Consider the following 23,537-nt stretch of genomic DNA (forward strand, 5'->3'; position numbering starts at 1 on the left):
GACGACCGAGGATCAGCCCCGCGAGTCCTCGGCGGCCTTGACGACCTGCTCGAGCCAGGACCGGCGCGCGGTCACGGCGGCCTCCAGCTCGGAGACCTTGCGCTTGTCGCCCTTGGCCTGAGCGTCCGCGAGATCTGCCTCCAGGCCGGCGATCGCGGCCTCCAGCTGCGCGGCGGCACCCTCGGCACGGGCGCGCGTCTCCGGGTTGGTCCGCCGCCACTGCGCCTGGTCGGCGTCGCGGATCGCGGTCTCGACCGCACGCAGGCGGCCCTCGACGCGCTGGATGTCACCGCGCGGGACCTTGCCCGCCTCCTCCCAGCGCTCCTGGATGCCGCGCAGGGCTGCCTTGGCCTTGTTCAGGTCCTTGACCGGGACCAGTGCCTCCGCCTCCGCGAGCAGCTCCTCCTTGACCTTCAGGTTCTCGCCGTACTCCGCGTCGATCACGGCGTTCTCGGCGTCCCGGGCCTGGAAGAACCGGTCCTGGGCCGCCCGGAAGCGGGCCCAGAGCGCGTCGTCGTCCTTGCGGGACGCCCGGCCCGCGGCCTTCCAGCGCGCCATGAGGTCGCGGTACGCGCCCGCGGTGTAGCCCCAGTCCGTGCTCGTGGACAGCGCCTCGGCCTCCGAGACCAGCTTCTCCTTCTCGATCTTGGCGGCGTTGTTGCGCTGCTCCAGGTCGGCGAAGAAGTGCCGGCGCTCGCGGTCGAACGCGGTGCGGGCGTGGCTGAACCGCTTCCAGAGGGACTCCTCCGTGGGGCGGTCGATGCGCGGCCCGGAGCGCTGCGCGTCCTTCCAGCGGTCCAGCAGGGCACGCAGCTCCTCGCCGGCGGGGCGCCACTGCATCTTGGCGGGGTCGGTCGCGGCGATCTTCTCCGCGGCCTCCACGATCACGGTGCGCGCGGCGACGGCCTCCGCCTTCGCGGCGGCGCGTGCGGCCTCCAGGGCCGCCCGGCGTTCGGCGGCACGGCCGCGCAGGGCCTCGACACGGGCACGCAGACCGTCCAGGTCGCCGACGGCGGCCGGCTCGGCCGTCTCCTCACCGAGCTTCTGGAGGGTCTGGTCGATCTCGCGCACCGACAGGTCGGCGCTGTCCAGACGGGCCTCGAACAGCCCGACCTTCGCGTTCAGGTCCAGGTAGCGGCGCACGTACAGCGCCAGCGCCTCCGAGGTGGTGACCCCGGGGAACTGACCGACGACGCGCTCGCCGGCGGCCTCACGGACGTACACGGTGCCCTCGTCGTCCACGCGGCCGAAGGTCTCGGCCTCGGCGTGCGCGGCGGCGTCGGCGGCAGCCGGGACCACCGGCGCGGGTGCGGCCGGCGCGGACTGCGCGGCGGGAGCCGCCGGCGCGCCCGGCTTGGGCGGCCGGGGACGGGCCAGAGCGGCCGGCGACGGGATCGCCGACGGCTTCGGGGCCGCGGGTGCCGGGGCCGGCGTGGTGGCGGCGGGCGCCTCGGCGGCCTCCGTCTCTGCGGCGGGGGCTTCTGCCACGGGTGCTTCCTCGGCGGCGGGTGCCTCCTCGGCGGCGGGTGCCTCCTCGGCGGGCGCTTCGGCGGCGGGCGCCTTTTCGGCCGGAGCGTCCTCGGCGGGAGCCTCGACCACGGCCTCGCCGGCGCCAGCCTCGTCAGCGGCAGCCTCCGGCACGGCGGCGTCGTCGGCAGAGGTCGCTTCCGCGGCTGCCTCCTCGGTGGCGGTCTCCGCGGGCGCGGTCGCTTCCGCGGCTGCCTCCTCGGCGGGTGCCTCCGCGGGCGCGGTCGCCTCAGGAGCCTCCTCGGCGGGTGCCTCCTCGGTCTCGGCCTCAGGAGCATCCGGCGCAGCGGTCTCCGCCTCGGGTGCCTCGGCCGCCTCGTTCACCGCCTCGGCGGGTGCCTCTGCTGCGGTCGGAGTCTCGGCCACGGGCTCGGCGGGCGCGTCCTGCTGGACGGGCTCGGACGAGCGTGAAGTGGGTTCGCTCACTGGGTCTCAACTCCTTCGATGGTGACCGGGGTGGCGGGCGCGCCGTCAGAAGCGGCACCGCCCGTCACTCCCGCGTCAGCGACTGCCTGGACGAAGTCCAGGCCGGATGTGATCGTGCCGAAGACCGTGTACCCGCCGGCTGCGTCGGACGGGATGGTCGATTCCTCGTAGACGAGGAAGAACTGGGAGCCCATGGACTCCGCGTCGCCACCGCGGCGCGCCATGGCGACGGTGCCGGCCGGGTAGACGTCGTCGTCCGGGGCGTTCTCGATCGGGCCGAAGCTGTAGCCCGGGCTGCCGGAGCCGGTGAACGTCGGGTCGCCGCACTGGAGCACGAAGATGCCCTCGGTGGTCAGCCGGTGGCAGCCGGTGCCGTCGAAGTAGCCGTCCTGGGCGAGCGTGACGAAGCTCGCGACGGCCTGCGGGGCCTCGTGGCCGTCGAGCTCCAGGACGATGTCGGCCTCGGTGTCGCCCGAGCACGCCTGCAGGGTGACGGTCCAGGTGCGGTCCTCGGCGACGGACGGGTCGGCGAGCTCGTAGCCCTCGCGCGCCTCCTCGACGCCGGCGGGGCAGGCGCCGGCGTCGTCCGGCGCGTTGCCGTCGATGAGGGCCGCCACGGCGAAGGCACCCACGAGCGCGAGCACCGTGAACAGGGCGATCAGGGTCCACAACCGCTGCCTGCGGGCGCGCCTGGCCGCCTGCCGCTGCTCGCGCTTGCGGTCCTGCTTGGCCTGCTGCGCGCGCTGCCGCTGCTTGGTGGACGCCACCGCGTTCCCTTCTCCGTGCTCTCTCGGACCCGCCTCGACCCGGACGTGGCCCCGCTGGACCGATTCACCGCCGGATCCGGGGCGAATCACCCCGTGCGGGGACAGTGTAGGCATCGGATGCCAGCTCATACCGTCCGAGCGGTTCCGCCGGCGGGTGAACAGGGCCCCGCGAGCGGCCCACGAGGCGGGATAGCGTGGGTCCGTGGAGATTCGTGTCGTGGTCGCACCGGTGTTCGGGACCAACTGCTGCGTGGTGTCCTCGGGCGGTGACTGCGTGGTGGTGGACGCGGGTGCAGGCGTCGCGGACGCCGTCGCGCGGCTGGTCGACGACGCCGGGCTGACGCCGCGCGCCGTCCTGGCCACCCACGGCCACGCCGACCACACCTGGGACGCCGGGGCGCTCTGCGCCCGCTACGACGTCCCGATGGTGCTGCACGAGGCCGACGCCTACCGCCTCGCCGATCCCTTCGGCACGCTCAGCCCCGCTCTGGAGTCCGCACTCGGTCTGCACCGCGCGGACTACCGCGAGCCCGCACGCATCGAGCCGTTCGGCACGCCGGAGGGCTCGGCCCTGCTCACGTTCGGCGAGGTCACACTGCACGGCCTGCACGCACCCGGCCACACCGAGGGCTCCACCCTCTACCGCCTCGACGACACCGTCCTGGCCGGGGACGTCCTGTTCGCCGGCTCGATCGGCCGGACCGACCTGCCCGGCGGCTCGCCGGCCGTCATGACCCGGACCCTGCACGACGTGGTGCGCGGCCTCGACCCGGCGCTCGCCGTCCTGCCGGGGCACGGGCCGGCCACCACGGTGGGGCACGAGCTCGAGACCAACCCGTTCCTGGCCGCCTGAGCGCCTAGAATCGAGGCCGGCCCGCGGTGGCGTGAGCAGTCGCTGCCGTCGCCGGTCCCGCGGGCCCCGAGAAGCGGGTCCATCCACAGCACACGAGGAGCACCTCAGCATGGCCGAACAGCTCGTCCGCCCCGACCCGATCAGCGGCTTCCCCGAGTGGCTGCCCGAGGTCCGGTTGGTCGAGCTGCATTGGCTCGACGAGATCCGGCGCATCTTCGAGAGCTACGGCTTCAGCTCGATCGAGACGCCGTCGGTCGAGCGCCTGGACGTGCTCCAGTCGAAGGGCGAGACCTCGCAGGAGGTCTACACGCTCCGCAGGCTCCAGGCGGACTCGAAGGACCAGTCGGACGCGAGCATCGGTCTCCACTTCGACCTCACCGTGCCGTTCGCGCGGTACGTCGCGGCCAACGCGGGCAAGCTGGTCTTCCCGTTCAAGCGGTACCAGATCCAGCGCGTGTGGCGTGGCGAGCGCCCGCAGGAGGGTCGCTACCGCGAGTTCACGCAGTGCGACATCGACGTGATCGGCATCGACACCGTGCCGCTGCACTTCGACGCGGAGCTGCTGCGCATCGTCGTGGAGGTCCTCACCGCGCTCGACCTGCCGGCCTGGACCGTCAACGTCAACAACCGCAAGGTGCTGCAGGGGTTCTACGAGGGCCTCGGCATCGACGACACCATGGCGGTCATCCGGGTGACCGACAAGATCGACAAGATCGGTCCGGACGCGGTCGCCGAGCTGCTCTCCACCCAGGTCGGTCTCACCGCCGACCAGGTGGCCGCCTGCCGTGACCTTGCCCTGATCCGCGGGACGGACGTCTCCGTGATCGAGAAGATCCGGGCGCTGGGCGTCAAGTCCGACCTGCTGGAGGAGGGGCTGGGTGAGCTGGGCCAGCTCCTGGAGTCGCTCGCCGACCTGCCCGCCGGCACCGTCACGGCGGACCTGTCCGTCGCGCGTGGCCTCGACTACTACACGGGCACCGTGTACGAGGCGAAGTTCCTCGACTTCCCCGGCTACGGAAGCATCGCTGCGGGTGGCCGGTACGAGAACCTGACGGGCAGCTTCACGCGGCAGAGCCTCCCCGGCGTCGGGCTGTCCATCGGCCTGACGCGCATCTTCGCGAAGCTGGTGGCGGAGGGGAAGCTGGAGACCGGCCCGAGCAGCCCGACGGACGTGCTGGTGGTCATCCCCAGCGACGAGCGCCGGGGGGACGCGCTGGCGACGTCCGCGGCGCTGCGCGGGCGCGGGCTGAACGTGGAGACCTACCACCAGGCGGACAAGGTCGGCAAGCAGCTGAAGTACGCCTCGCGCAAGGGCATCCCGTTCGTGTGGTTCCCGCCCTTCGAGGACGGCCGCGACCACGAGGTGAAGAACATGGTGACCGGTGACCAGGAGGTCGCGGACCCGGCCACCTGGACGCGCGGCTGACCTCTGGGACGGGTGAACTGGACTTGCCTGCCTGGTTTGCCCGAAAAGTATCCGTCTGCATCGACTAGCCTCGCTGCGGGACCGATCAGGGCCCCGTTCGACGTCGCTGGCCGGTCATCGGCCACGGTCTGGCCGAGGGGGCCGGTTGATGGCAGGTTCGGGACGGCTGCACGACAGAGCTCTCGGCGACCGCTGGGAGCAGTCGCTCGTCGGAGTGACGGGTGCGGCGCGGCGCCGTCGTGCACGAGGGGTCCGGACGCGCACCCCGTACCTCGCGGTGCGCGAGCGTGCGGCCGCCGACAGCAACCGCCTGCGGACGGGTCGCCGCACCCGTCGTCGGCTCGCCGGGTCCGCCATCGTGCTCGGTGCCGGGCTCATGGGGTGCACCGCCGTGCTCGTGCTGTCCCCGGCGGCGGTCGAGCGGTCCGTGCTCGGCTGCCCGGCGGGGAGCGTCGTGACCGTCGCCTGGGTGGACCAGTACCGCGACGTCCTGGGTGTGCGGGTTCCTGATCCGCGGGATCACCTCGAGGTCGCGGCGCCTGCGGGCTCGACGGTCGAGGTCGTCTTCACGGACGCCGCCGGCGCCACCTACCCGGCCGTGCGCGGTGAGGTGTCCGGCGGCGGCCTGCTCGCGGTCGAGCCGCCGCGCCCCGTGCCCGCGCAGGAGCGGGGGCTGTGGCGGGTCGAGACGGTCGTGGCGGCCGGGGGAGCCGTCGTGGCGACCTGTGCGGGGACCCTGCCCTGACGGTGCGGGGAGGGGCGCGTCCGGCGACTTGACGATTGTTCGAACGGATGTTCGAATCGTGTCATGCGTTGGCACGGTCAGGCGATCTCGAACGACGACGGCGCGTTGCCCGGGCTCGAGCTGCCCGGGCTGCGCACGGCGGGGCTGCTGCGCACCGTCCGGTCGCCGGAGTTCGCGGGTGTGACCTTCCACGAGGTGCTCGCCAAGAGTGCGCTCTCGAAGGTCCCGGCCGCCTCGCAGATGCCGTTCCGCTGGACGGTGAACCCGTACCGCGGATGCAGTCATGCGTGCACCTACTGCGTGGATCCGTCGACCCTCGTTCTCATGGCCGACGGAAGACAGAAGCCGATCCGGCACGTGGTGGCAGGTGACCGGATCGTCGGGACCCGTCGTGAGGGCGCGTACCGGCGCTTCGTGGAGACAGAGGTGCTGGCGCGGCGGGCTTCGACCAAGGACGCCTATCGGATCACGCTCGAGGACGGCACGGAGATAGTGGCCAGCGGCGACCATCGGTTCCTCACCGAGCGCGGCTGGAAGTACGTCGCACCGCTGCCCAAGGGTGAGGGACAACGGCCATACCTCACGACCAACAACCGGCTGCAAGGATTCGGGCTGGGAATGGTTGCCGCCGCATACACGGCTCCGCCGGAGACCACCGACTACCGGCAGGGATATCTCACCGGGATGATCCGCGGCGACGGGATGCTCTTCGAGAAGACGTATCCGAACGGCCGCATCACGATGTTCCGCCTCGCGCTGGTAGACCAGGAGGCGCTGACTCGCTCGCAGTCCTATCTCGCGGCTGCGGGCATTGCGACGAACCGCCGTCCCTTCTCGGCCGCCACGTCGACGCGGCAGGCGATCGACGGGATCTTCACGTCCAAGAGGGCGAACGTGGCAGCGATCCGCGCCATGATCGAATGGCCGAGCGAGCCGACCCGGGAGTGGCACGCAGGGTTTCTTGCCGGGATCTTTGATGCGGAGGGCAGCTGCGACGGCCGGATCTTGCGGATCTCCAGCTCGGACGAACGGATGCTCACCATGACGACGGACTCCCTGGGCGTGCTGGGTGTTCCGTCCGTCCGGGAGCCTGCCAACGGCATCGGAGTGGCCACCGTTCGTGTCGTCGGCGGTCTGTCCAGCCGCCGTCGTTTCTTCGCGCTGACGAACCCGGTGATCACGCGAAAGCTCAGAATCATCGGCAGTGCGGTCAAGACTTCCGCGCCGCTGCGGATAGTTGCTGTGGAGAACCTCGGGTCGAAGACCGAGATGGTTGACATCACCACCGGGACCGGCGACTTCATCGCCAACGGCGTGATCAGTCACAACTGCTTCGCTCGGCCCACCCACGAATACCTCGACCTGGACGCCGGCCACGACTTCGACTCCCAGGTCGTGGTCAAGGTCAACGCCGACGAGGTGCTCCGCGCCGAGCTCACCAAGCGGTCCTGGACCCACGAGGCCGTCGCGCTCGGCACCAACACCGACCCCTACCAGCGCGCCGAGGGCCGCTACCGGCTCATGCCCGGCATCATCCAGGCGCTCGCGGACTCCGGCACCCCGTTCTCGATCCTGACCAAGGGCACGCTCCTGCGCAGGGACCTCCCGCTGCTGGTGCGGGCCGCCGAGCGGGTGGACATCGGGCTGGGGGTGTCGCTGGCCTTCGCCGACACCCCGGCGGGCAAGGAGCTCCAGCAGACGGTCGAGCCAGGGACGCCGACGCCGCGCGCCCGGCTCGACCTCATCCGGGCGATCCGGGCCGCGGGGCTGCCCTGCGGCGTCATGGTCGCCCCGGTGCTGCCCTGGCTCACCGACTCGCTCGCGCACCTGGAACAGCTGCTCGACGACCTGGTCGACGCCGGAGCGACCGGCGTCACCGTGCTCCCGCTGCACCTGCGCCCGGGTGCCCGCGAGTGGTACCTGGACTGGCTGGGCCGCACGCACCCGCACCTCGTGGAGGGGTACGGCCGGGTCTACGCGCGTGGTGCGTACGCCCACCGCGGCTACCGGGACTGGCTGTGGGAGCGGGTGCGGCCGCTGATCGCGGAACGTGGGCTCGGCGGGGCCGCGATGCACCGGGCCCGGGCCGCGGGGGCACGTGCGGACGCCGCCGACCAGCACACCGAGGGCGACTACCCGCGGGGCGCGTTCACTGGCGTGCGTGCGGACGGGGTCGGCGCGGCGTCGCTGGGCGACGACGTCGGGAGCGAGACCCTGTTCTGATGCGCCACTCACCGCACGAGGACCCGCGCCTGGCGGGTCGCACGCTGGAGCCGCTGGCCGGGGGCTGGTCGGGGGAGACGTTCCTCGCCGTGCCGGCCGCGGCGGGCGGCGAACCGCTCGTCGCCCGGTACTTCGCCGCGGCACACCATGCCCCGCAGGCGGCGGGCATCCAGGCGGCGCTCCTGCGCCAGGTCCGTGGCCTCCTGCCGGTCCCGGAGGTGCACGGGGCGTACGACGGCGACGGACCCGTCCCCGGTCTGCTCCTCACGGAGCTGCTGCCGGGCGAGCGCGGGGACCTGGTCCTGGGGCGACTGGTCACCGCGGCCCGGTACGACGACCTGAGGACGCTCGGGCGGGCGCTGGGCGGCGTCGCCGGGACGCTCGCCGGCGTCCGGATGCCCGAGGTGGGGCTCTTCGCGGACGCGACGCTGCGGATCGAGCCGTTCCGCCTGCGGCTGCCCGGCTGGGTGGACGACCACGCGCGCGGGCTGGCGGCCGCCGGATGGTCCGCGGCGGAGACCGCGGCCCTGCGCGCCGTGGCCGAGCGCGTGGGCCCTGCCCTGGAGGGCGCGCCGCCGTGCCTGGTGCACAGCGACCTCAACCCCAAGAACCTGCTGGTCGACCCCGTCGCGCTGCGCGTCACCGGCGTGCTCGACTGGGAGTACGCGCACGCCGGCCACCCGGCGACAGACCTCGGCAACCTCCTGCGCTTCGACCGGGAGCCCGCCTACGTCGAGGGCGTCCTGGAGGGCTGGTGCGCCGCCGTCGGGCGGGCCACCGGGTCGCGGCCCGACCCCGCTGCGGCGACGGACCTGGCCCGTGCCGCCGACCTGGTCGCCCTCGTCGAGCTCGCGGCCCGCCCGGTGACCACGCCGGTGGTCCGCCGCGCGCGCGAGCACCTGCGTGCGATCGCCCGCACGGAAGACGTGCACGCCGTGCCCTGACCTCGCCGCGCGCCGTCCGGCGTCAGCTACGTGCGGAGCGTCTCGAGGTGCTCCGCGATGCGGCCGATCGCCTCCGTGAGCACATCGACGTCGGGCAGCGTCACCAGACGGAAGTGGTCCGGCTCGGGCCAGTTGAACCCGCTGCCGTGCGTGACCAGGATCTTCTTGTCCCGCAGCAGCCCGATGACGAACGCCTCGTCGTCCTCGATCCCGTAGACCTCGGGGTCCAGGCGGGGGAAGCAGTACAGGGCACCGCGCGGGCGCACGGAGGTGACGCCGGGGATGTCGTTGAGCAGCTTGTCCGCGAGCATGGCCTGCTCGTAGAACCGGCCGCCCGGCACGATCAGCGCCTCGATCGACTGGTAGCCGCCCAGCGCCGTCTGGATCGCGTGCTGCGCCGGCACGTTGGCGCACATGCGCATGTTCGACACGAGGGTGAGCCCCTCGAGGAAGTCCCTGGCCCGGTGCCTCGGCCCGGAGATCATGGCCCAGCCCGACCGGTAGCCGCAGATCCGGTACGCCTTGGACAGGCCGCTGAAGGTGACGCACAGGACGTCGTCGCCGGCGTAGGTCGCGGTGTGGTGGTGCGTGGCGTCGTCGAACAGGATCTTCTCGTAGATCTCGTCGCTCAGGAGCACCAGGTCGTGCTCGCGCGCCAGGTCCGCCATGCCCTTCACGATCGCCTCGCTGTAGACGGCGCCCGTCGGGTTGTTCGGGTTGATGACGACCAGCGCCTTGGTCGCGGGCGTGATGAGCGACTCGATGTGCTCCAGGTCGGGGTTCCACCCGTTGGACTCGTCGCAGCGGTAGTGCACCGGCTTGCCGCCCTGCAGGCTCACCGCACCGGTCCACAGCGGGTAGTCGGGAGCGGGCACCAGGATCTCGTCGCCGTCGTCGACCAGTGCCTGCAGCACCATGCCGATCATCTCGGAGACGCCGTTGCCGATGTAGACGTCGTCCACCCGGGTGTCGAGGCCGTGCGTCTGGTAGTAGTTCGCCACCGCCGTGCGCGCGGAGTAGATGCCGCGGCTGTCGCTGTACCCCTGGGCCTCCGGCAGGTGGTGGATCATGTCCGCGAGGATCGCCTCGGGCGCCTCGAAGCCGAAGGGCGCCGGGTTGCCGATGTTCAGCTTGAGGATCTTGTGACCCTCCGCCTCCAGCCGGTACGCCTCCTCCAGGATGGGGCCCCGGACGTCGTACCGGACGGACTTCAGCTTGCGGCTCTGTCTGATCTCTCGCACCGGCTCATGGTCGCAGGTTCGCACGGATCGGTGCGCGCGACGGTCCGGGAGCGAGACGACCTGAGAGGCCCGTTTCGTGAAGTTCACCCCGTGAACGGGCCGTTCGGGAGCTGATCCGGGCTGCCGCGCCAGTAGGGTCCGGTCGGGCACCGACGCCCCCAAGTACTCGAACACCCGGACAGGTCACACAGATGGCATCGACGCGCGACGCGGCACCGCAGGACACCTTCTTCGATCCCTGGGCGCACCTGCCCGACGGCGCGGCCCTGCGCGCCGCGTGCGACAGGGACGACCTCGCGGCGGTGCTGGCGGCCCTGCGCGGCCTGACCGTGGCCGACGACCTCGCCGCCGCGCTGTGGACGGTCGCCTCGGAGAAGCTGGCCGGGGACGACCGCGCCACGTTCACCGTTGCGATCGAGGCCGTCGACGACGGCACGCCGCTCGCTCGCACCCTGCGAGCGGTCCGGTACGTGACGGTGGGCTGGTCGATCCGCACACGACTGCGCGCCGAGCACGTCTCGGCGGCACAGTTCGAGCAGTTCTTCGACTGGCTGCGGCGCGCCGAGCGCGTCCTGTTCGACGTGTGCTCGGAACACCCGCACTTCGTGCCCGCCTGGGAGGCGCGCATCACGACGGCCCGTGGCCTGCAGCTCGGCCACGGCGAGGCCCGCCGCCGGTACGACCGGCTGGCCGCGCTCGACCCCGCCGTCTTCGCCGCGCAGCGGGCCTACCTGCAGCAGATCCTGCCGAAGTGGAGCGGCTCGTGGGAGGACGCGTCGAGGTTCGTCGAGGAGTGCGCGGCGGGTGCGGCCCCTGGCGCGCTCGCCCCCGCGCTCGTCGCCGACTACGCCGTCGAGCGTGCCTTCGACGACGACGGGCCGGTCCCGTCCGCGATGGTCGAGCGGGTCCGTACCGCGGCAGCCGCCACCGTGCTCCACCCGGACCACGTCCGCACGGCGGCCACGGCGACCGCTCATTCGACGTTCGCCCTGTTCTTCACGCTCGCCAAGCTGCCCGCCGAGGCCTGGCCGCACTTCGAGGCGCTCGGCGACGCGCCCGTCGAAGGACTGTGGGGCGGCCTGCACCCCTTCCGGAAGGCCCGCGCCGCGGCTGCCCGGGCCGCGGGCCGGCGGGTGGTGCCCGCATGAGGGCGCCGGAGCTCGGCGAGCTGACGGCCTTTCCCGGGGTCGCTGTCGACGAGGTCGACGGCGTGCCCGTGCTGCTGGCCCCGCGCGAGGGCAACATGTCGGGAGGCATCGTCTTCCGCGTCGGCTCGGCGCACGAGACCCTCGCCACCTCGGGCATCACCCACCTGGTCGAGCACCTCGCCTTGCGCGAGCAGGTGCTCAGCGAAGCCCACCTCAACGGTCAGACGCACGCGGGCGTGACACTGTTCCACGTCACCGGGTCGGCCTCCGACGTCGTCGGCTACCTCAACGACGTGTGCGCCGCGCTGCGGGACCTGCCGCTCGACCGGATCGAGACCGAGAAGGACATCCTCCGGTCGGAGGCCGGGGCCAGGAGCCCCGGCTTCACCGGCCGGCTGCGCCTCAACCGCCACGGTGCGCGTGGCCTGGGCCTCGTCCGCAACGGCGAGCGCGGCCTCGACCGCCTCACGGCCGACGAGGTACGGGACTGGGCGGCCACGTGGTTCACCCGGGGCAACGCCGTCGCCTGGTTCACCGGTGACGCCCTCCCGGACGGCCTGGACCTGCGCCTGCCCGAGGGCAGCCACATGCCGGCCCCGCCGCTCACCGACGTGCTCGGTGCCACGCCCGCCTACCTCACCGGCCTGCGGGACGGCGTCGCGCTCGATGCGATCCTGCCGCGGGGCGACGCCGCTTCCGTCACCGCGCTCGTGCTGCGCGAGGTGCTGCACCGCGACCTGCGCGCCGACGCCGACCTGGCCGGCTCGGTAGACGTGACCTACGAAGGGCTCGACGACGAGCATGCCCGCATCGACGTCGCCGTGCAGGCCGTCGAGGGCAGGCAGGACGCCGTCGTGGGAGGCGTCCTGGACGCCCTAGGCGGGCTCCGGTACCACGTCGCCGACGCAGATCTCGCCGCGGCGCGCGCGCTGGCGGCAGAGGACCTCGCCGCGTTCGCCGCCGCCCCGGCGGCGGACCACCTTCCCGGCCTGGCCTTCCAGATGGTGACCGGGCGCCCGCTCAAGAGCGCCGACGAGATGCGTGCCGCGGTAGACCGTGTGACCGCGGACGACGTACGCGCCATGACCCGTCGGCTGTGGGACGGCGCGCTCTGGTTCGCCCCCGAGCCCCTGGACAGGGTGGGCGTCGTCGAGGCGCCACGATGGTCGGCGCAGCCGGCCGTCGGGCGCGCCTTCCCGCGCATCGACGCCCCGGACGTGTCCGTGGTCCTCGCGTCGGACGGCGTCGGGCACGTCGCGCCCGACGGCGGCGTCACCGTCCGCTTCGCCGACTGCGTGCTCCTGGAGGTCTGGCCCGACGGCGCCCGCGCGCTCACCGGCACCGACGGTTTCCGGGTGGTCGTCGAACCCACGCTGTACGACGGCCTTACGGCAGTGGACGTCGCCTGGCACGTCGACGCACACGTGCCGGCCGACGTCGTGGTGCAGATGCCCGAGCGTGCGGCCGGGGACATCCCGGTGCCGACCCCCGCCCCGGCGCCCGCCCGGCGTCGCCGGCGCACGACGACGCGGCGCGCGCCGGATCCCGCCGAGGTGGAGCTCGAGCTGCCGTCCGTCGAGGAACCGCGCTCGGTCCCCGCGACGGTCGGCCTCGTCGTGGCCCTGTGGGTCGGCGGCCTGCTCCTGCTCGGCGGAGGGCAGCTCCTGCTGGAGCGCGCACTCGACACCGAGCTCCGGCTCGGCATCCTGCCCGTGCTCGCCCTCGTGTGGGCAACGTTCGGGCTCATCAACCGGCGACACCCGAGGCAGAAGCGATGACGACCACGACTCCCACCGCACCCCGCGAGCTGTCCGCGCACTGGCCGGGACCGACCGAGGGCCGCCTCGCCTTCCGCGTCGGGTACGCCGACGAGACGCTGCCCACCAGCGGGATCACCGCCCTCGTCGTCGCTCTCGCGCTCCGCGCCGTCGAACGCCCCGGGCTGGAGGTGGCCGCTACCGTGGGCCCTACCGTCACGGAATTCCGGGTCACCGGCACCGGTGAACGGGTGCGCACCACGCTGCACGCCCTCGCGAGCGCCCTCGCGGACCTGCCGGTGCGGCACCGCGCGTCCGAGACGCAGGCGCTCGCCGACCGCACGCCCGACGTGCCCCCGGTGCAGAGCTGGCGGTTCGGCCACCAGGGCTACGGGCTGGGAACCGATGTCCGCGTCGGCCTGTACCGCGTGACGGACGAGGACCTGCGGTCCTGGGCACGCGCACGCTTCAGCGCGACGGACGCCCTCGTGTGGTGCCGCGGCGCCGAGACGCCCGACCTCGACGTGCCGCTTCCCGCGCCGGCCGTGGCGCCGCATCGCGCGCCCGAGGTGGGTGAGGCGGCGTGGACGTTGCCCGCGGAGGCGCTCACCGGCGGCACCAGCGTGCTGTGGGAGGGCATCGTGCCCGACGTGCCCGCGGCCCACGTGCTCGCAGAGGTCGCGCGGCGTGCGCTGTTCCAGAACCTGCGTCACGACAGGGGCTGGACGTACGACCCGGCGGCATCGGTCGGCGCGCTCGACGGCCGGTACGCCGCGCTGCGCCTGTCGGCAGGCCTGCGGGAGGAGACTGCCTCGGAGGCGATCGGCGAGTTCCTGGACACGTGGGGCCGCCTGCGGCACGCGGTACCGGCCGACGATCTCGCCACCGCCAAGGCTCACCTCCTGCTCGCGTTCGACGAACCGCACCAGGAGGCGATCTGGCTGCCGGACGACGCCGTGCGGACGCTGCTGGGGCGGCCCGTGCCGACGCCCGCGGAGCGCCGCGCCGAGATCGAGGCCGTGACCGTGGACGACGTCATGGCGCTCGCGCGTCAGGCGTGGGACTCGGGTCTGCTGGTCGCGCCGGTCGCGGAGGGCTGGGCGGGGACGGCGGTCGTGCCCCGCGGTGCCGGCCCCGCGCTCGACGGACAGGCCTTCGAGCGGATCGACACCGACGCGACGGTGGTGGTGGGGGAGGAGGGCGCGACGCTGCGGGCCGGCCGTTCCCGGCAGACCGTCCGGTTCGCCGACACGGCGGCGCTGCTCGCGTACCCGGACGGTGGGCGGCTGCTGGTGGGGCTCGACGGCGCGGAGATTCCGTTCGAGCCCACGCTGCACGACGATCTCACCGCGGCCCGGGTCTCTGCGCTGGTGGATGCGCACGTGCCCGCCGATCGCGTGGTGCCGGTCCCCCGCTCGGGCGCGCCCGAGCGGCCGGCACGGCAGCAGACGAACGCGGCTGCGGCGGCCCGGGCGGCTCGGGAGACCCAGGAGAAGAGCATGATGCAGACGGCGGGCGCCATCGCGACGGACACCGGTCGGATGGTGTTCGAGCTCGGCAAGATCGCGCTCGTCGGCCTGCTGGTGCTCCTGATGCTGGCGGGCGTCGTCGGCGTGGTGTTCGCCGTGGTGACCGTGCTGGTCTGGGTGGCGAGCTGGTTCGACGAGGGGCCCCAGGACTGGGTCGTGCCGGCGGTGGTCGTACCGGTCGGGGCGCTCTGTGCCGTCCTGACCCGGTTCGCCTACCGGATGATCCTCCGGATGGGCGGGGAGGTCAGACCTGGGCGAGCCGAGCAGGGAACCCGCCCGTAGCCACCGGCCCCCAGCGCTCGATCGTGATACGCACCAGCGACTTGCCCTGCTCGACCATCGCCGCGCGGTACTCGTCCCAGTCGGGGTGCTCCTTGCCGGCCGCGGCGCGGAAGTAGTCGACGAGCGGTTCCACGGACTCGGGGATGTCCAGCACCTCCGCCGTGCCGTCCACCTGGACCCAGGCCTCGTTGAAGCCCTCGCCGAGCGCCAGGAACGACGCCGCCGGCCGCTTGCGCAGGTTCCGCACCTTGGCGCGCTCGGGATAGGTCGAGACGACGACCCGCCCCTCCGGGTCCACGCCGTAGGTCACGGGGCTGAGCTGCGGGGCGCCGTCGGCCCGGCTGGTCACGAGGATGCCGTTGCGGCGCGAGCGGAGGAACTCCAGCAGCTCGTCGCGGGTCACGGTGGTGTTGGTGGCGATCGTCCTGGGCATGGGCGCCAGCGTACGCGGCACCACCCACACCCGGGCCGGTGGTGCCCGGCCGCCACCTCGCGGGTGGCGGCCGGGCGGACCGCGTCAGACGACCGCGGGGCTGGGTGATGCCGGGGCGACCGGGGCAGGTGCGCCGTCGGAGTCCGGCGCCGCCGGGGCGTCCTCGGTCGGCTGGCCCAGGATCCACTCCGTGGAGAACAGCACCTTGTCCGTCAGCCGCAGCATCTCGTCGCGGATGCCGACGTGCGGGGTGGAGAACGACAGCCGCGCCACGGACTGCCGGCCGGGGGCCTCTGCCCAGTAGTCGACCAGGAGCAGGGGCAGGTTCTGACCGCCGACCTCCTCGGACCCCTGGCCCAGGCGGACATGGCGCAGGAACGGTCCGGACAGCGTCTCGGTGCGCGTCAGGGCGTCGTCCGGGCCGAGGTCGGCGCCGATCCTGTCCTGCACACGCTGCAGGTGCGACGACGAGCCGGCCTCGGGGCCGAGGTCGTGCCAGTAGAGGGTCAGGTTGAGTGCGAGGGTCGCCTCCTGGCCGGGCAGCAGCAGGTAGGCCATGACCTTGCCGCCCGCCGCCTCGGCCTTGTCCGCGACCTCGATGAGCTTCTCGCGCAGGTCCCGGCGCAGGGGAGCGGAGCGGTCGCCCAGCTTGGCCGTCTGCTGCTTGACGATGTCGCGGATCTGCCGCTCGCGCCGTTCCGGCTCGTCGAGCTCGATGATGGCCCAGTGCTCGGGCAGGTTCAGCTCGATACCGAGCCCGCGGAAGCCGCCCGGTTCCTCGACCGTGCCCAGGGCGTGCAGGGCCTCGCCGCTGATGCCCGTGCCGGTCTCGTCGAAGAGGCCGGTGGGGTCGTCGGCGGGGGGCTGCGGGTCGAGGGCGGTGAGGAGGTCGGCGACGCCGAAAGTCATGGGGCTGGGCCCGGCCGGGTCGATCACCACCTGTTCGAGTGCGGCCCCGTGGCGTGTGACGAACGGTGCCATCGAGTCGCGCCGTCGCATGCTGAAGGCTCGCTCGGGTGCGTCCTGGAGGAACGTCGCCAGCGTCTGGGTCGTCGAGAACAGGCACAGCTGGTACGGCCGGACCGAGCCCTCCGGAGCGGGGAAGACCTGCACCTGCGGCGTACCGTCCTCGCGGTCCAGGATCGGTACCACGACGACGTCGTCGCGCAGGGCCCGGCCGACAGCGGCCCGGTCACCCGCCGCGAGAGCCCGCGCCAGCGCCACCGATCCGGCGTCGGACCGGGGGGCCACGGAGGCGGGGGGCTGCTGCGCGTCGGGTCGCGGCGCGCCGCCCGAGTGCGGGACGTCCGTCATGTCTTACCTCCTGGTGGTCGTCGTACGGTGCGGGTGGTCAGCCATTGGGCCGGGCAGCCTTGAACAGCGCGGCCAGCTCACCGTGGAGCTCGTCGACGATGGCGTAGCCGGCCTGGCCGGGTGTCGGGAGCTGGAAGAGGAACGAGGTACCGATCACGGTGCGGACCTCTGGGTCCCCCGCGTGCAGCTTCTCCTCAAGGAAGGCAAGCACGGCACGCCAGTCGAGCTGGTCGGCCGTCCGCTCGCCCGTGACGTCGGCGACATAGGCCTGCACGACCTTCGGGGTGACATCCACGCCGAAGTACACGTGCGCCAGGAACGTCTCCGGGTCGTCGTAGTAGAAGTCGATGTTCTTGCCGAGAGAGGGGAAGGTCTCGGCAAGCTCGACGGCAAAGGCCTCGTCGGACCGCGTCACTTGCAACCACCAATTCCGTAGGCGCTCAGTTTTCCCTTGTACTGCCCCGCATGGGCGTCGTCGATCGCGGAGATCATCCCGTCGACGGCGGGCCGGTCGACCTCGGTGAGCGGGATCACCTGGGCCGTTCGTCTGGTCTTGCCGATCGGTACGCCGTCACGCATCTTGACCAGCCGGTTGCGGTACTGCGTGGTGCTGGCGACGTGGTCGACTCCGTTCGTCAGCTGGCCGGTCAGCACCTCGTTGTTCGCTGCCGCGAGTGCCGTGCCGTCTCCGATCGGGTTCGCGCTGTTCACCCCGTGCGACAGCGCGTCCAGGATGTTCTGGACCGGCTCGCTGTAGCCACCTGAGTTGTGCACCAGCACGGCGACGTCGTCGGCGAGCACATAGTAGGTGTGGTCGGTCGCGACGCTGAAGTTGTAGACGGTCTCCGCGCGTGCCTCGATCCGGATCCCGTCGACGGGTACCGGACCGTTGGCGGTGACCAGCAGGTCACCGGGACGAAGATCGGCGGCGGCGGTCCAGCCGCGCTCGTGGACCATGAACGGGTGCTCGGCGGTCGTGGTCAGAAGTGCGCCGGCGACCGTGAGGTGATGGAGCGCCGTCGTACGCCGGACGTAGGTCTCGGTGACGATCCGGAGCTCGTCCTGGCCCGTCGTGACGTTCCGCGCCCAGACCTTGTCCTCGACCTGGATGTCCTCGATCGGCTTCTCGCCGTCGGCGGTGCGGATCATCGTGCCCGCGGTGAAGCAGGCGCCGAACCGGAACTTGCACCAGGCGTCCTTCATGCCTTGTTTGAAGCCGCCCTTGAACGCCCCCTTGGCGATGCTCTTGGACAACCCCATCGCAGCCTTCGCGGCACCACCCAGACCGATCAGAGACAGCGCGGCGCCCGCGATCGCGATCCCCGCCTCCGCCCACGACCGCTCACCCGTGGCAGCCAACGTGATGTTCGCCACCGCACTGACAATGGCCGCGACCGCGGCGATCACGATCAACACCCCCGCCAACGCCTGACCCACCACCGGGATGAACGCCACCACGATCGCCAGAATCCCCGCGATCGTGGAGATCATGTCCGCGATATCAGCAATCGCCGCGACCAGCTTCGAACCCCAGTCATCCCACCACCCATCATTGAGATCATCGCTGGAGGTGATCTCCTCGATCCGGTCCACCGCCGCGTTCGCCGCACGATCCCGATCCGACACCGCCGACTCGATCGTGCTCTTCGCACCCGAGATGACCCCCGCAGCCTGGTCGGCATCATTGCCGGCCTGATCCGCCTTCGACTGATACTCCTGCTTCTCGGTCTCGTCCTTCGCCGAATCAGCCAGCTCCTGCCACCGGTCCTGCGACCCCGACGCCGAGGCAGCCTGATCCTGGGCGTCCCGGGCCCGGTCCAACGCCGCCAGCGTCTCCCCCTGCACCCGCTCCAACGCCGAGGCATACCCCACCAGAGCGTCCCCCGCCGCGACATACCGCGCATGCGCCCGACGGATCTCACCAATGGTGTCCTCCTTGGCACCCATCAGAGAATCCACCGCCTGCGAGACCGTCCCGGCCACATCCAGACGCGACATCGCCCCCGCCGCATCATCGATCGACCGAGCAACCTCCAGATACTCCTGCCCACCAGCAAGCACCAACACCGGATCACCCGGCGTGGGATCCACATCCAACCCCACCGGCGACCAATCCGCCGGCCTCACAGCGCACCACCCGGGCCACCACCCGACGAAGGAGCAGCCTCATCGCCCTCCATCGCCCTGGCCAGATCCCTATCGATATCCGTGAACGCCTGCGCCACCTGCGTCGAAGCCTCCGCCAACCGGCGCAAGTTCTCCGTCATCTTGCCCCGCGTGTCATCCCACTTGTGCGCGAAATCCCGCACCACCCCCGCCAACCCCTCATGACCCACCGCACCCGCAATCCGATCACTGTTCGCATTCGCGTTCTCGAACTCACCCGCCACCACCGACAAGCTCGACCCCAACTCACGCACCGCATCCAGATCAACCCGCAGATCCACCATCGCGACCTCCTACGGCTCCCGACGTCCCTGTCCCTGTCCCGACCTGGGAGAATACTGACGCCGCAGCAGCAACGCCACGAAAAAGTTCACCCGCGACACCGGTCCGGGCGCCGGTTCACGCAGACGTCCGGGCGCGTGCACCGCCAACGACCGTCGTCCACAGGGCGGAGCCCGCGCGCAGGTCTCAACGACTAGACTCGCGGAGCGCCGTCAGGCGCCCGTGCCCCGGCGTGCGGCCCGTCCAGGGCGCCACGTGGCCGGACCCACCTTCCGTACGAAAGGAACCTCCCCGTGCTCCGCACCCACACGGCCGGCTCATTGCGGGCCGAGCACATCGGCCAGACCGTCACCCTCACGGGCTGGGTCGATCGCCGCCGTGATCACGGGGGAGTGGCGTTCATCGACCTGCGTGACGCGTCCGGCATCGCCCAGGTCGTCATCCGCGACGAGGAGATCGCCCACCCGCTGCGCGCCGAGTTCGTGCTGCAGGTGACCGGCGAGGTGGGCCGTCGCCCTGAGGGCAACGCCAACCCCAACCTCGCCACCGGCGAGATCGAGGTGGTGGCGACCGAGGTCGTCACGCTCAACGAGTCGGCCCCGCTGCCCTTCCAGGTGTCCACCGCGCTGGCCGACACCGAGGTGATCGGTGAGGAGGCGCGCCTCAAGCACCGCTACCTCGACCTGCGTCGTCCCGCCCCCGCCCACGCGCTGCGTCTGCGGGCCAAGGCGAACCAGGCCGCGCGCCGCGTGCTCGACGAGCACGAGTTCGTCGAGATCGAGACGCCGACGCTGACCCGGTCCACCCCGGAGGGTGCCCGCGACTTCCTGGTGCCCGCGCGTCTCGCGCCCGGCTCCTGGTACGCCCTGCCGCAGTCGCCGCAGCTCTTCAAGCAGCTCCTGATGGTCAGCGGCATGGAGCGCTACTACCAGATCGCCCGCTGCTACCGCGACGAGGACTTCCGTGCGGACCGGCAGCCGGAGTTCACGCAGCTCGACGTCGAGATGAGCTTCGTCGACCAGGACGACGTGATCGCCCTGGCCGAGAAGATCCTCACGGCGCTCTGGGACCTGATCGGCCACAAGATCACCACGCCGATCCCGCGCATGACGTTCCACGAGGCCATGCGCCTGTACGGCACCGACAAGCCGGACCTGCGCTTCGGCAACCCGATCGTCGAGCTCACCGACTACTTCAAGGACACGCCGTTCCGCGTGTTCCAGGCGGAGTACGTGGGCGCCGTCGTCATGCAGGGCGGCGCGTCGCAGCCGCGCCGGCAGTTCGACGCCTGGCAGGAGTGGGCCAAGCAGCGCGGGGCGCGTGGCCTCGCCTACGTCACCTTCTCGGAGGACGGCGAGCTGGGTGGTCCCGTCGCCAAGAACCTGTCCGACGAGGAGCGCGCCGGCCTCGCGGCCGCGACCGGCGCGGCCCCCGGTGACGCCGTGTTCTTCGCCGCCGGCAAGACGGGGGAGGCCCGGGCGCTGCTCGGTGCCGCCCGCCTGGAGATCGCGCACCGCACCGGCGTGATCGAGGCCGCGGAGGCCGCGGGCGAGTGGTCGTTCGTGTGGGTCGTGGACGCGCCGCTGTTCAAGCCGGCCGGCGAGGACGACGACGTCGACCTCGGCTCGTCCGCCTGGACCGCCGTGCACCACGCCTTCACGTCGCCCACGCCGGAGTGGATCGACACGTTCGAGAAGGAGCCGGGCGAGGCCCTCGCCTACGCCTACGACATCGTGTGCAACGGCAACGAGATCGGCGGCGGCTCGATCCGTATCCACCGCCGCGACGTGCAGGAGCGCGTCTTCGAGGTGATGGGCATCGGGCACGAGGAGGCGCAGGAGAAGTTCGGCTTCCTGCTCGACGCCTTCGCGTTCGGTGCCCCGCCGCACGGCGGCATCGCCTTCGGCTGGGACCGCATCGTCGCGCTGCTGACCAAGTCGCCCTCGATCCGCGACGTCATCGCGTTCCCGAAGTCGGGCGGCGGGTTCGACCCCCTCACTGCGGCCCCGGCGCCGATCACGCCGGAGCAGCGCAAGGAAGCCGGCGTGGACTTCGTCCCGGAGGCCGTTCCGGCACCCGCCCCCACGGCGTGACGCGGCTGGGCGGACACGGGCTCGACCACGTCTTCCATACCGTCCGGACCGACTTCCTCCAGGTGGTCCGTTCCTGGACGGACAGCACCGGGCCCGACGACGCCGGTGCGGCCGGCGTCGTCGAGCTCGGCGACCCGACGGGTGAACGACCCGGCCGGGTCGTCGCCGCCGTGGGGGAGCCGCGCCGGGTGGCGGACCTGCTGGCGACCGTGACGCCGCAGGACGTGGTGCGGGGCGCGACGGTCACCCGCGGTGCCGGGGTGCTGGCTGCCCCGACCCTGTCGGCGTGGGGCCTGCGCCCGGCCACGACCTGGGACCGCATGGTCACCGAGACGGCGCCCGTGGTGCCCGACCTGGGTGCGGCCGCCGTCGTCCCGCTCGACCTGGATCGCGACGCCGACGAGATCGAGGCGGTGCTCGCCGAGGCCAACCCGAGCACACGGCACGGTGTGCGAGGCCGCCATGCGCGCCGCGCCCGCTGGTACGGGGTGCGGATGCGGTCGGCGGGCGAGGGGTACCGCACGGGCGCGCTGGTCGCGGCCGGGTCCGCGACCCCGGTCCCGGGCGGCGCGGTCCACCTGGGCTCGATCGGGACGCTCCCGGCGTTCCGCGGTCGCGGGTACGCCGGAGCGCTGACGGCCCGCATGACAGCGGACGGCGTGGCCGGGCACGGGCTGGTCACGCTCGGGCTCTACGCCGACAACCTCGCGGCGCGCCGCGTCTACGAGCGGCTCGGCTTCGTGGTGGCGCACCGGGTGGAGACCTGGCAGCCCGTCTGAGCCCTCCTTCCCGCGCGGGCCTGCGCCAACACTGGTTAGGTGGATCTCAAGGGGCGCCGGTCCCGGTGCCCGGGATCCACACCTGGAGGGCGGTTCCATGACCGAGAACGACGGCGGCGCACCACGCGATCCTCAGCGGGACCCGGAGACGCCGCCCACGCAGCCGCTGCCCGAACCGGCCTCGGGCGCCGAGCAGGTGCCGCCGGGCGCCACGGAGCCAGGGTCTGCGGGTCCTGCCGGCCAAGGCCCCGGCGCGCCGTACGGCCAGTCCGCCCCCGCGAGCGGGTACGAGCCGCCGGCCGAGGCGAGCGGCTCCGAGCAGCCCGCATACTCCGAGCAGCGGACCGCAGGCACGCCCTCCGAGCAGTCCGGTGCGCAGGGACCCTACGGTGGTGCACCGGCCCCGCAGTACGGGTACGCGCCCGCCCCGCCCAAGAACGACCTGGGCGTCTGGGCGTTGGTCACCGGCATCCTCAGCTACGTGATGTGCCCGCTGCTGCTCGGCATCGCCGCGATCATCACCGGAACCATGAGCCGCCGGGCCGCCGACGAGGGGCTGGCCAACAACCGCGGCATGGGCACGGCCGGGCTGATCCTCGGGTGGATCAACGTGGCGCTCTTCGTCCTCGTGGCCGCCTTCTTCATCGTCGCGCTGGCGGCCGGGCTCCTGGCCGGTGGGCTCGGCGAGTGGAACGACGTGAACGACATGCCCCGGTACCGCGACTACTGAGCCTCCCACCTGCGCCGACGTGGGGAGGCCTCCCCATGCGTTTCTGCTGCCGTGCGGGGCGTCCGGCCTGTAGGTTAGGGCCCTCCGCGCCGGTCGTCCCGGCCGCGACCAGCGATGAGCAAGCAGAGAGGTAGCACGATGACCCAGCCTGACGGCGGACAGTCGCCCTACGACCCGCCGCAGCAGCCGCAGCAGCCCGAACCGGGCGGTCAGCTGCCCGGCGCCGTCCCGGGGGAGCCGGCGCCGTACCAGCAGACGCCGTACCAGCAGGCACCCTACGAGCAGGCGCCGTACCAGCAGGCGCCGCAGGCTCCGGTCTACGCGCAGGGCGGGCAGCCCTACGCCTACGGTGCCGCCCCGCTGCCCAAGAACAGCCTCGGCGTGTGGTCCCTCGTGCTGGGCATCCTGGCCGTGCTGGGCTGCGGCATCCTGACCGGTATCGCGGCCATCATCGTGGGGCACAAGAGCCGGGCCGCCCAGCGCGAGGGGCAGGCCGACAACGGCGGCATGGGCCTCGCCGGCATCATCACGGGCTGGGTCGGCATCGCGTGGACCACGATCTACGTCGGCTTCCTCATCGTGATCGCGATCTTCGCCATCAACGACCCGTCGTTCCAGGACGGCTTCGAGGACGGTTTCGAGAGCGGCTACGAGCAGGAGTACGGCGACGTGCCGACGTCGGACCCCGAGCTGGACGCGCTCCTGGAGGAGCTCGAGAACAGCTAGTCCTGTCTCACCGATCAGCCCGCCGTGAACCCGAAGTGTCGAACCCTCGGTGCACGGCGGGCTGATCTGTCGCTGCACCCCCCTCGCGCCGTCCGGCGCGGTCGAGCACGGAAGGCACCCGATGACCCACCACGACGCATCCTCGC

Annotated in this window: 20 protein-coding genes; 12 read left to right on the forward strand and 8 right to left on the reverse strand. The window is 72.3% G+C overall.

Annotated features, from left to right (window positions below; genetic code table 11):
* Positions 1–12: 12 nt before the first annotated feature.
* Positions 13–1,953, reverse strand: coding sequence for a DUF349 domain-containing protein (locus ACO229_RS05285; RefSeq protein WP_423464030.1), 1,941 nt, complete (start codon positions 1,951–1,953; stop codon positions 13–15).
* The gene (locus ACO229_RS05290) at positions 1,950–2,720 is read right to left on the reverse strand and encodes a peptidylprolyl isomerase (protein ID WP_397430415.1); all 771 of its coding nucleotides are present in this window, start codon (positions 2,718–2,720) and stop codon (positions 1,950–1,952) included. Before ACO229_RS05290 ends, ACO229_RS05285 begins: the two co-directional genes overlap by 4 nt.
* Positions 2,721–2,922: 202 nt before the next feature.
* Here ACO229_RS05290 and ACO229_RS05295 point away from each other — a divergent pair, with 202 nt between their 5' ends.
* The 5 genes from ACO229_RS05295 (at position 2,923) to ACO229_RS05315 (ending at position 8,911) form a co-directional block, all read left to right on the forward strand.
* Positions 2,923–3,573 (forward strand): MBL fold metallo-hydrolase, encoded by a 651-nt coding sequence (locus ACO229_RS05295; RefSeq protein WP_423464031.1) that lies wholly within the window; start codon positions 2,923–2,925, stop codon positions 3,571–3,573.
* A gap of 109 nt (positions 3,574–3,682) precedes the next feature.
* Positions 3,683–4,999 (forward strand): histidine--tRNA ligase, encoded by a 1,317-nt coding sequence (gene hisS, locus ACO229_RS05300; RefSeq protein ID WP_423464032.1) that lies wholly within the window; start codon positions 3,683–3,685, stop codon positions 4,997–4,999.
* 148 nt (positions 5,000–5,147) lie between these two features.
* Positions 5,148–5,744: a hypothetical protein gene (locus tag ACO229_RS05305; protein ID WP_423464034.1), complete on the forward strand. Its 597-nt coding sequence runs from the start codon at positions 5,148–5,150 to the stop codon at positions 5,742–5,744.
* A 63-nt stretch (positions 5,745–5,807) separates the two neighbouring features.
* Positions 5,808–7,967: an intein-containing Rv2578c family radical SAM protein gene (locus ACO229_RS05310; RefSeq protein ID WP_423464035.1), complete on the forward strand. Its 2,160-nt coding sequence runs from the start codon at positions 5,808–5,810 to the stop codon at positions 7,965–7,967.
* The gene (locus ACO229_RS05315; RefSeq protein WP_423464036.1) at positions 7,967–8,911 is read left to right on the forward strand and encodes a phosphotransferase family protein; all 945 of its coding nucleotides are present in this window, start codon (positions 7,967–7,969) and stop codon (positions 8,909–8,911) included. Before ACO229_RS05310 ends, ACO229_RS05315 begins: the two co-directional genes overlap by 1 nt.
* 26 nt (positions 8,912–8,937) lie before the next feature.
* On the opposite strand, the gene ACO229_RS05320 is transcribed toward ACO229_RS05315, so the two are convergent.
* The gene (locus ACO229_RS05320; RefSeq protein WP_397413499.1) at positions 8,938–10,152 is read right to left on the reverse strand and encodes a pyridoxal phosphate-dependent aminotransferase; all 1,215 of its coding nucleotides are present in this window, start codon (positions 10,150–10,152) and stop codon (positions 8,938–8,940) included.
* A 191-nt stretch (positions 10,153–10,343) separates the two neighbouring features.
* Here ACO229_RS05320 and ACO229_RS05325 point away from each other — a divergent pair, with 191 nt between their 5' ends.
* Genes ACO229_RS05325 through ACO229_RS05335 form a run of 3 tightly spaced genes read left to right on the forward strand, consistent with a single transcriptional unit; the run spans position 10,344 to position 14,868 of the window.
* The gene (locus ACO229_RS05325) at positions 10,344–11,300 is read left to right on the forward strand and encodes a hypothetical protein (protein WP_423464037.1); all 957 of its coding nucleotides are present in this window, start codon (positions 10,344–10,346) and stop codon (positions 11,298–11,300) included.
* A complete protein-coding gene (locus ACO229_RS05330; protein WP_423464038.1) occupies positions 11,297–13,078 on the forward strand; it encodes a hypothetical protein in 1,782 nt (593 codons plus the stop codon). Before ACO229_RS05325 ends, ACO229_RS05330 begins: the two co-directional genes overlap by 4 nt.
* Positions 13,075–14,868 (forward strand): insulinase family protein, encoded by a 1,794-nt coding sequence (locus tag ACO229_RS05335; RefSeq protein WP_423464039.1) that lies wholly within the window; start codon positions 13,075–13,077, stop codon positions 14,866–14,868. Before ACO229_RS05330 ends, ACO229_RS05335 begins: the two co-directional genes overlap by 4 nt.
* Here the strand turns inward: ACO229_RS05335 and ACO229_RS05340 are convergent.
* The 5 genes from ACO229_RS05340 to ACO229_RS05360 form a co-directional block, all read right to left on the reverse strand.
* Complete coding sequence (locus ACO229_RS05340; RefSeq protein ID WP_423464040.1) at positions 14,831–15,301, reverse strand: PPOX class F420-dependent oxidoreductase; 471 nt, start codon at positions 15,299–15,301, stop codon at positions 14,831–14,833. The two genes, ACO229_RS05335 and ACO229_RS05340, sit on opposite strands and share 38 nt — an antisense overlap.
* Positions 15,302–15,385: 84 nt before the next feature.
* Complete coding sequence (locus tag ACO229_RS05345; RefSeq protein ID WP_423464041.1) at positions 15,386–16,615, reverse strand: SseB family protein; 1,230 nt, start codon at positions 16,613–16,615, stop codon at positions 15,386–15,388.
* A 37-nt stretch (positions 16,616–16,652) separates the two neighbouring features.
* Positions 16,653–17,030 carry a hypothetical protein gene (locus ACO229_RS05350; protein ID WP_423464042.1) on the reverse strand — a complete coding sequence of 126 codons (378 nt, stop codon included), beginning with the start codon at positions 17,028–17,030 and terminating at the stop codon, positions 16,653–16,655.
* Entirely contained in the window at positions 17,027–18,706 is a 1,680-nt protein-coding gene (locus ACO229_RS05355; protein ID WP_423464043.1) for a polymorphic toxin-type HINT domain-containing protein, read from the reverse strand. The genes ACO229_RS05350 and ACO229_RS05355 overlap by 4 nt, the downstream gene beginning before the upstream one ends.
* 32 nt (positions 18,707–18,738) lie before the next feature.
* Entirely contained in the window at positions 18,739–19,065 is a 327-nt protein-coding gene (locus tag ACO229_RS05360) for a hypothetical protein (RefSeq protein ID WP_423464044.1), read from the reverse strand.
* A 291-nt stretch (positions 19,066–19,356) separates the two neighbouring features.
* Between ACO229_RS05360 and aspS the strand changes: the two genes are divergently transcribed.
* From aspS to ACO229_RS05380, 4 genes are all read left to right on the forward strand, one after another.
* Positions 19,357–21,156, forward strand: coding sequence for an aspartate--tRNA ligase (aspS, locus tag ACO229_RS05365; RefSeq protein ID WP_397419401.1), 1,800 nt, complete (start codon positions 19,357–19,359; stop codon positions 21,154–21,156).
* Positions 21,153–21,935 carry a GNAT family N-acetyltransferase gene (locus ACO229_RS05370; protein ID WP_423464046.1) on the forward strand — a complete coding sequence of 261 codons (783 nt, stop codon included), beginning with the start codon at positions 21,153–21,155 and terminating at the stop codon, positions 21,933–21,935. The genes aspS and ACO229_RS05370 overlap by 4 nt, the downstream gene beginning before the upstream one ends.
* 97 nt (positions 21,936–22,032) lie before the next feature.
* Entirely contained in the window at positions 22,033–22,665 is a 633-nt protein-coding gene (locus ACO229_RS05375) for a DUF4190 domain-containing protein (protein WP_423464047.1), read from the forward strand.
* A 138-nt stretch (positions 22,666–22,803) separates the two neighbouring features.
* A complete protein-coding gene (locus ACO229_RS05380; protein WP_423464048.1) occupies positions 22,804–23,391 on the forward strand; it encodes a DUF4190 domain-containing protein in 588 nt (195 codons plus the stop codon).
* Positions 23,392–23,537 lie beyond the last annotated feature (146 nt).

The organism is Promicromonospora sp. MS192 (genome assembly GCF_049532985.1).
GTDB lineage: Bacteria > Actinomycetota > Actinomycetes > Actinomycetales > Cellulomonadaceae > Promicromonospora.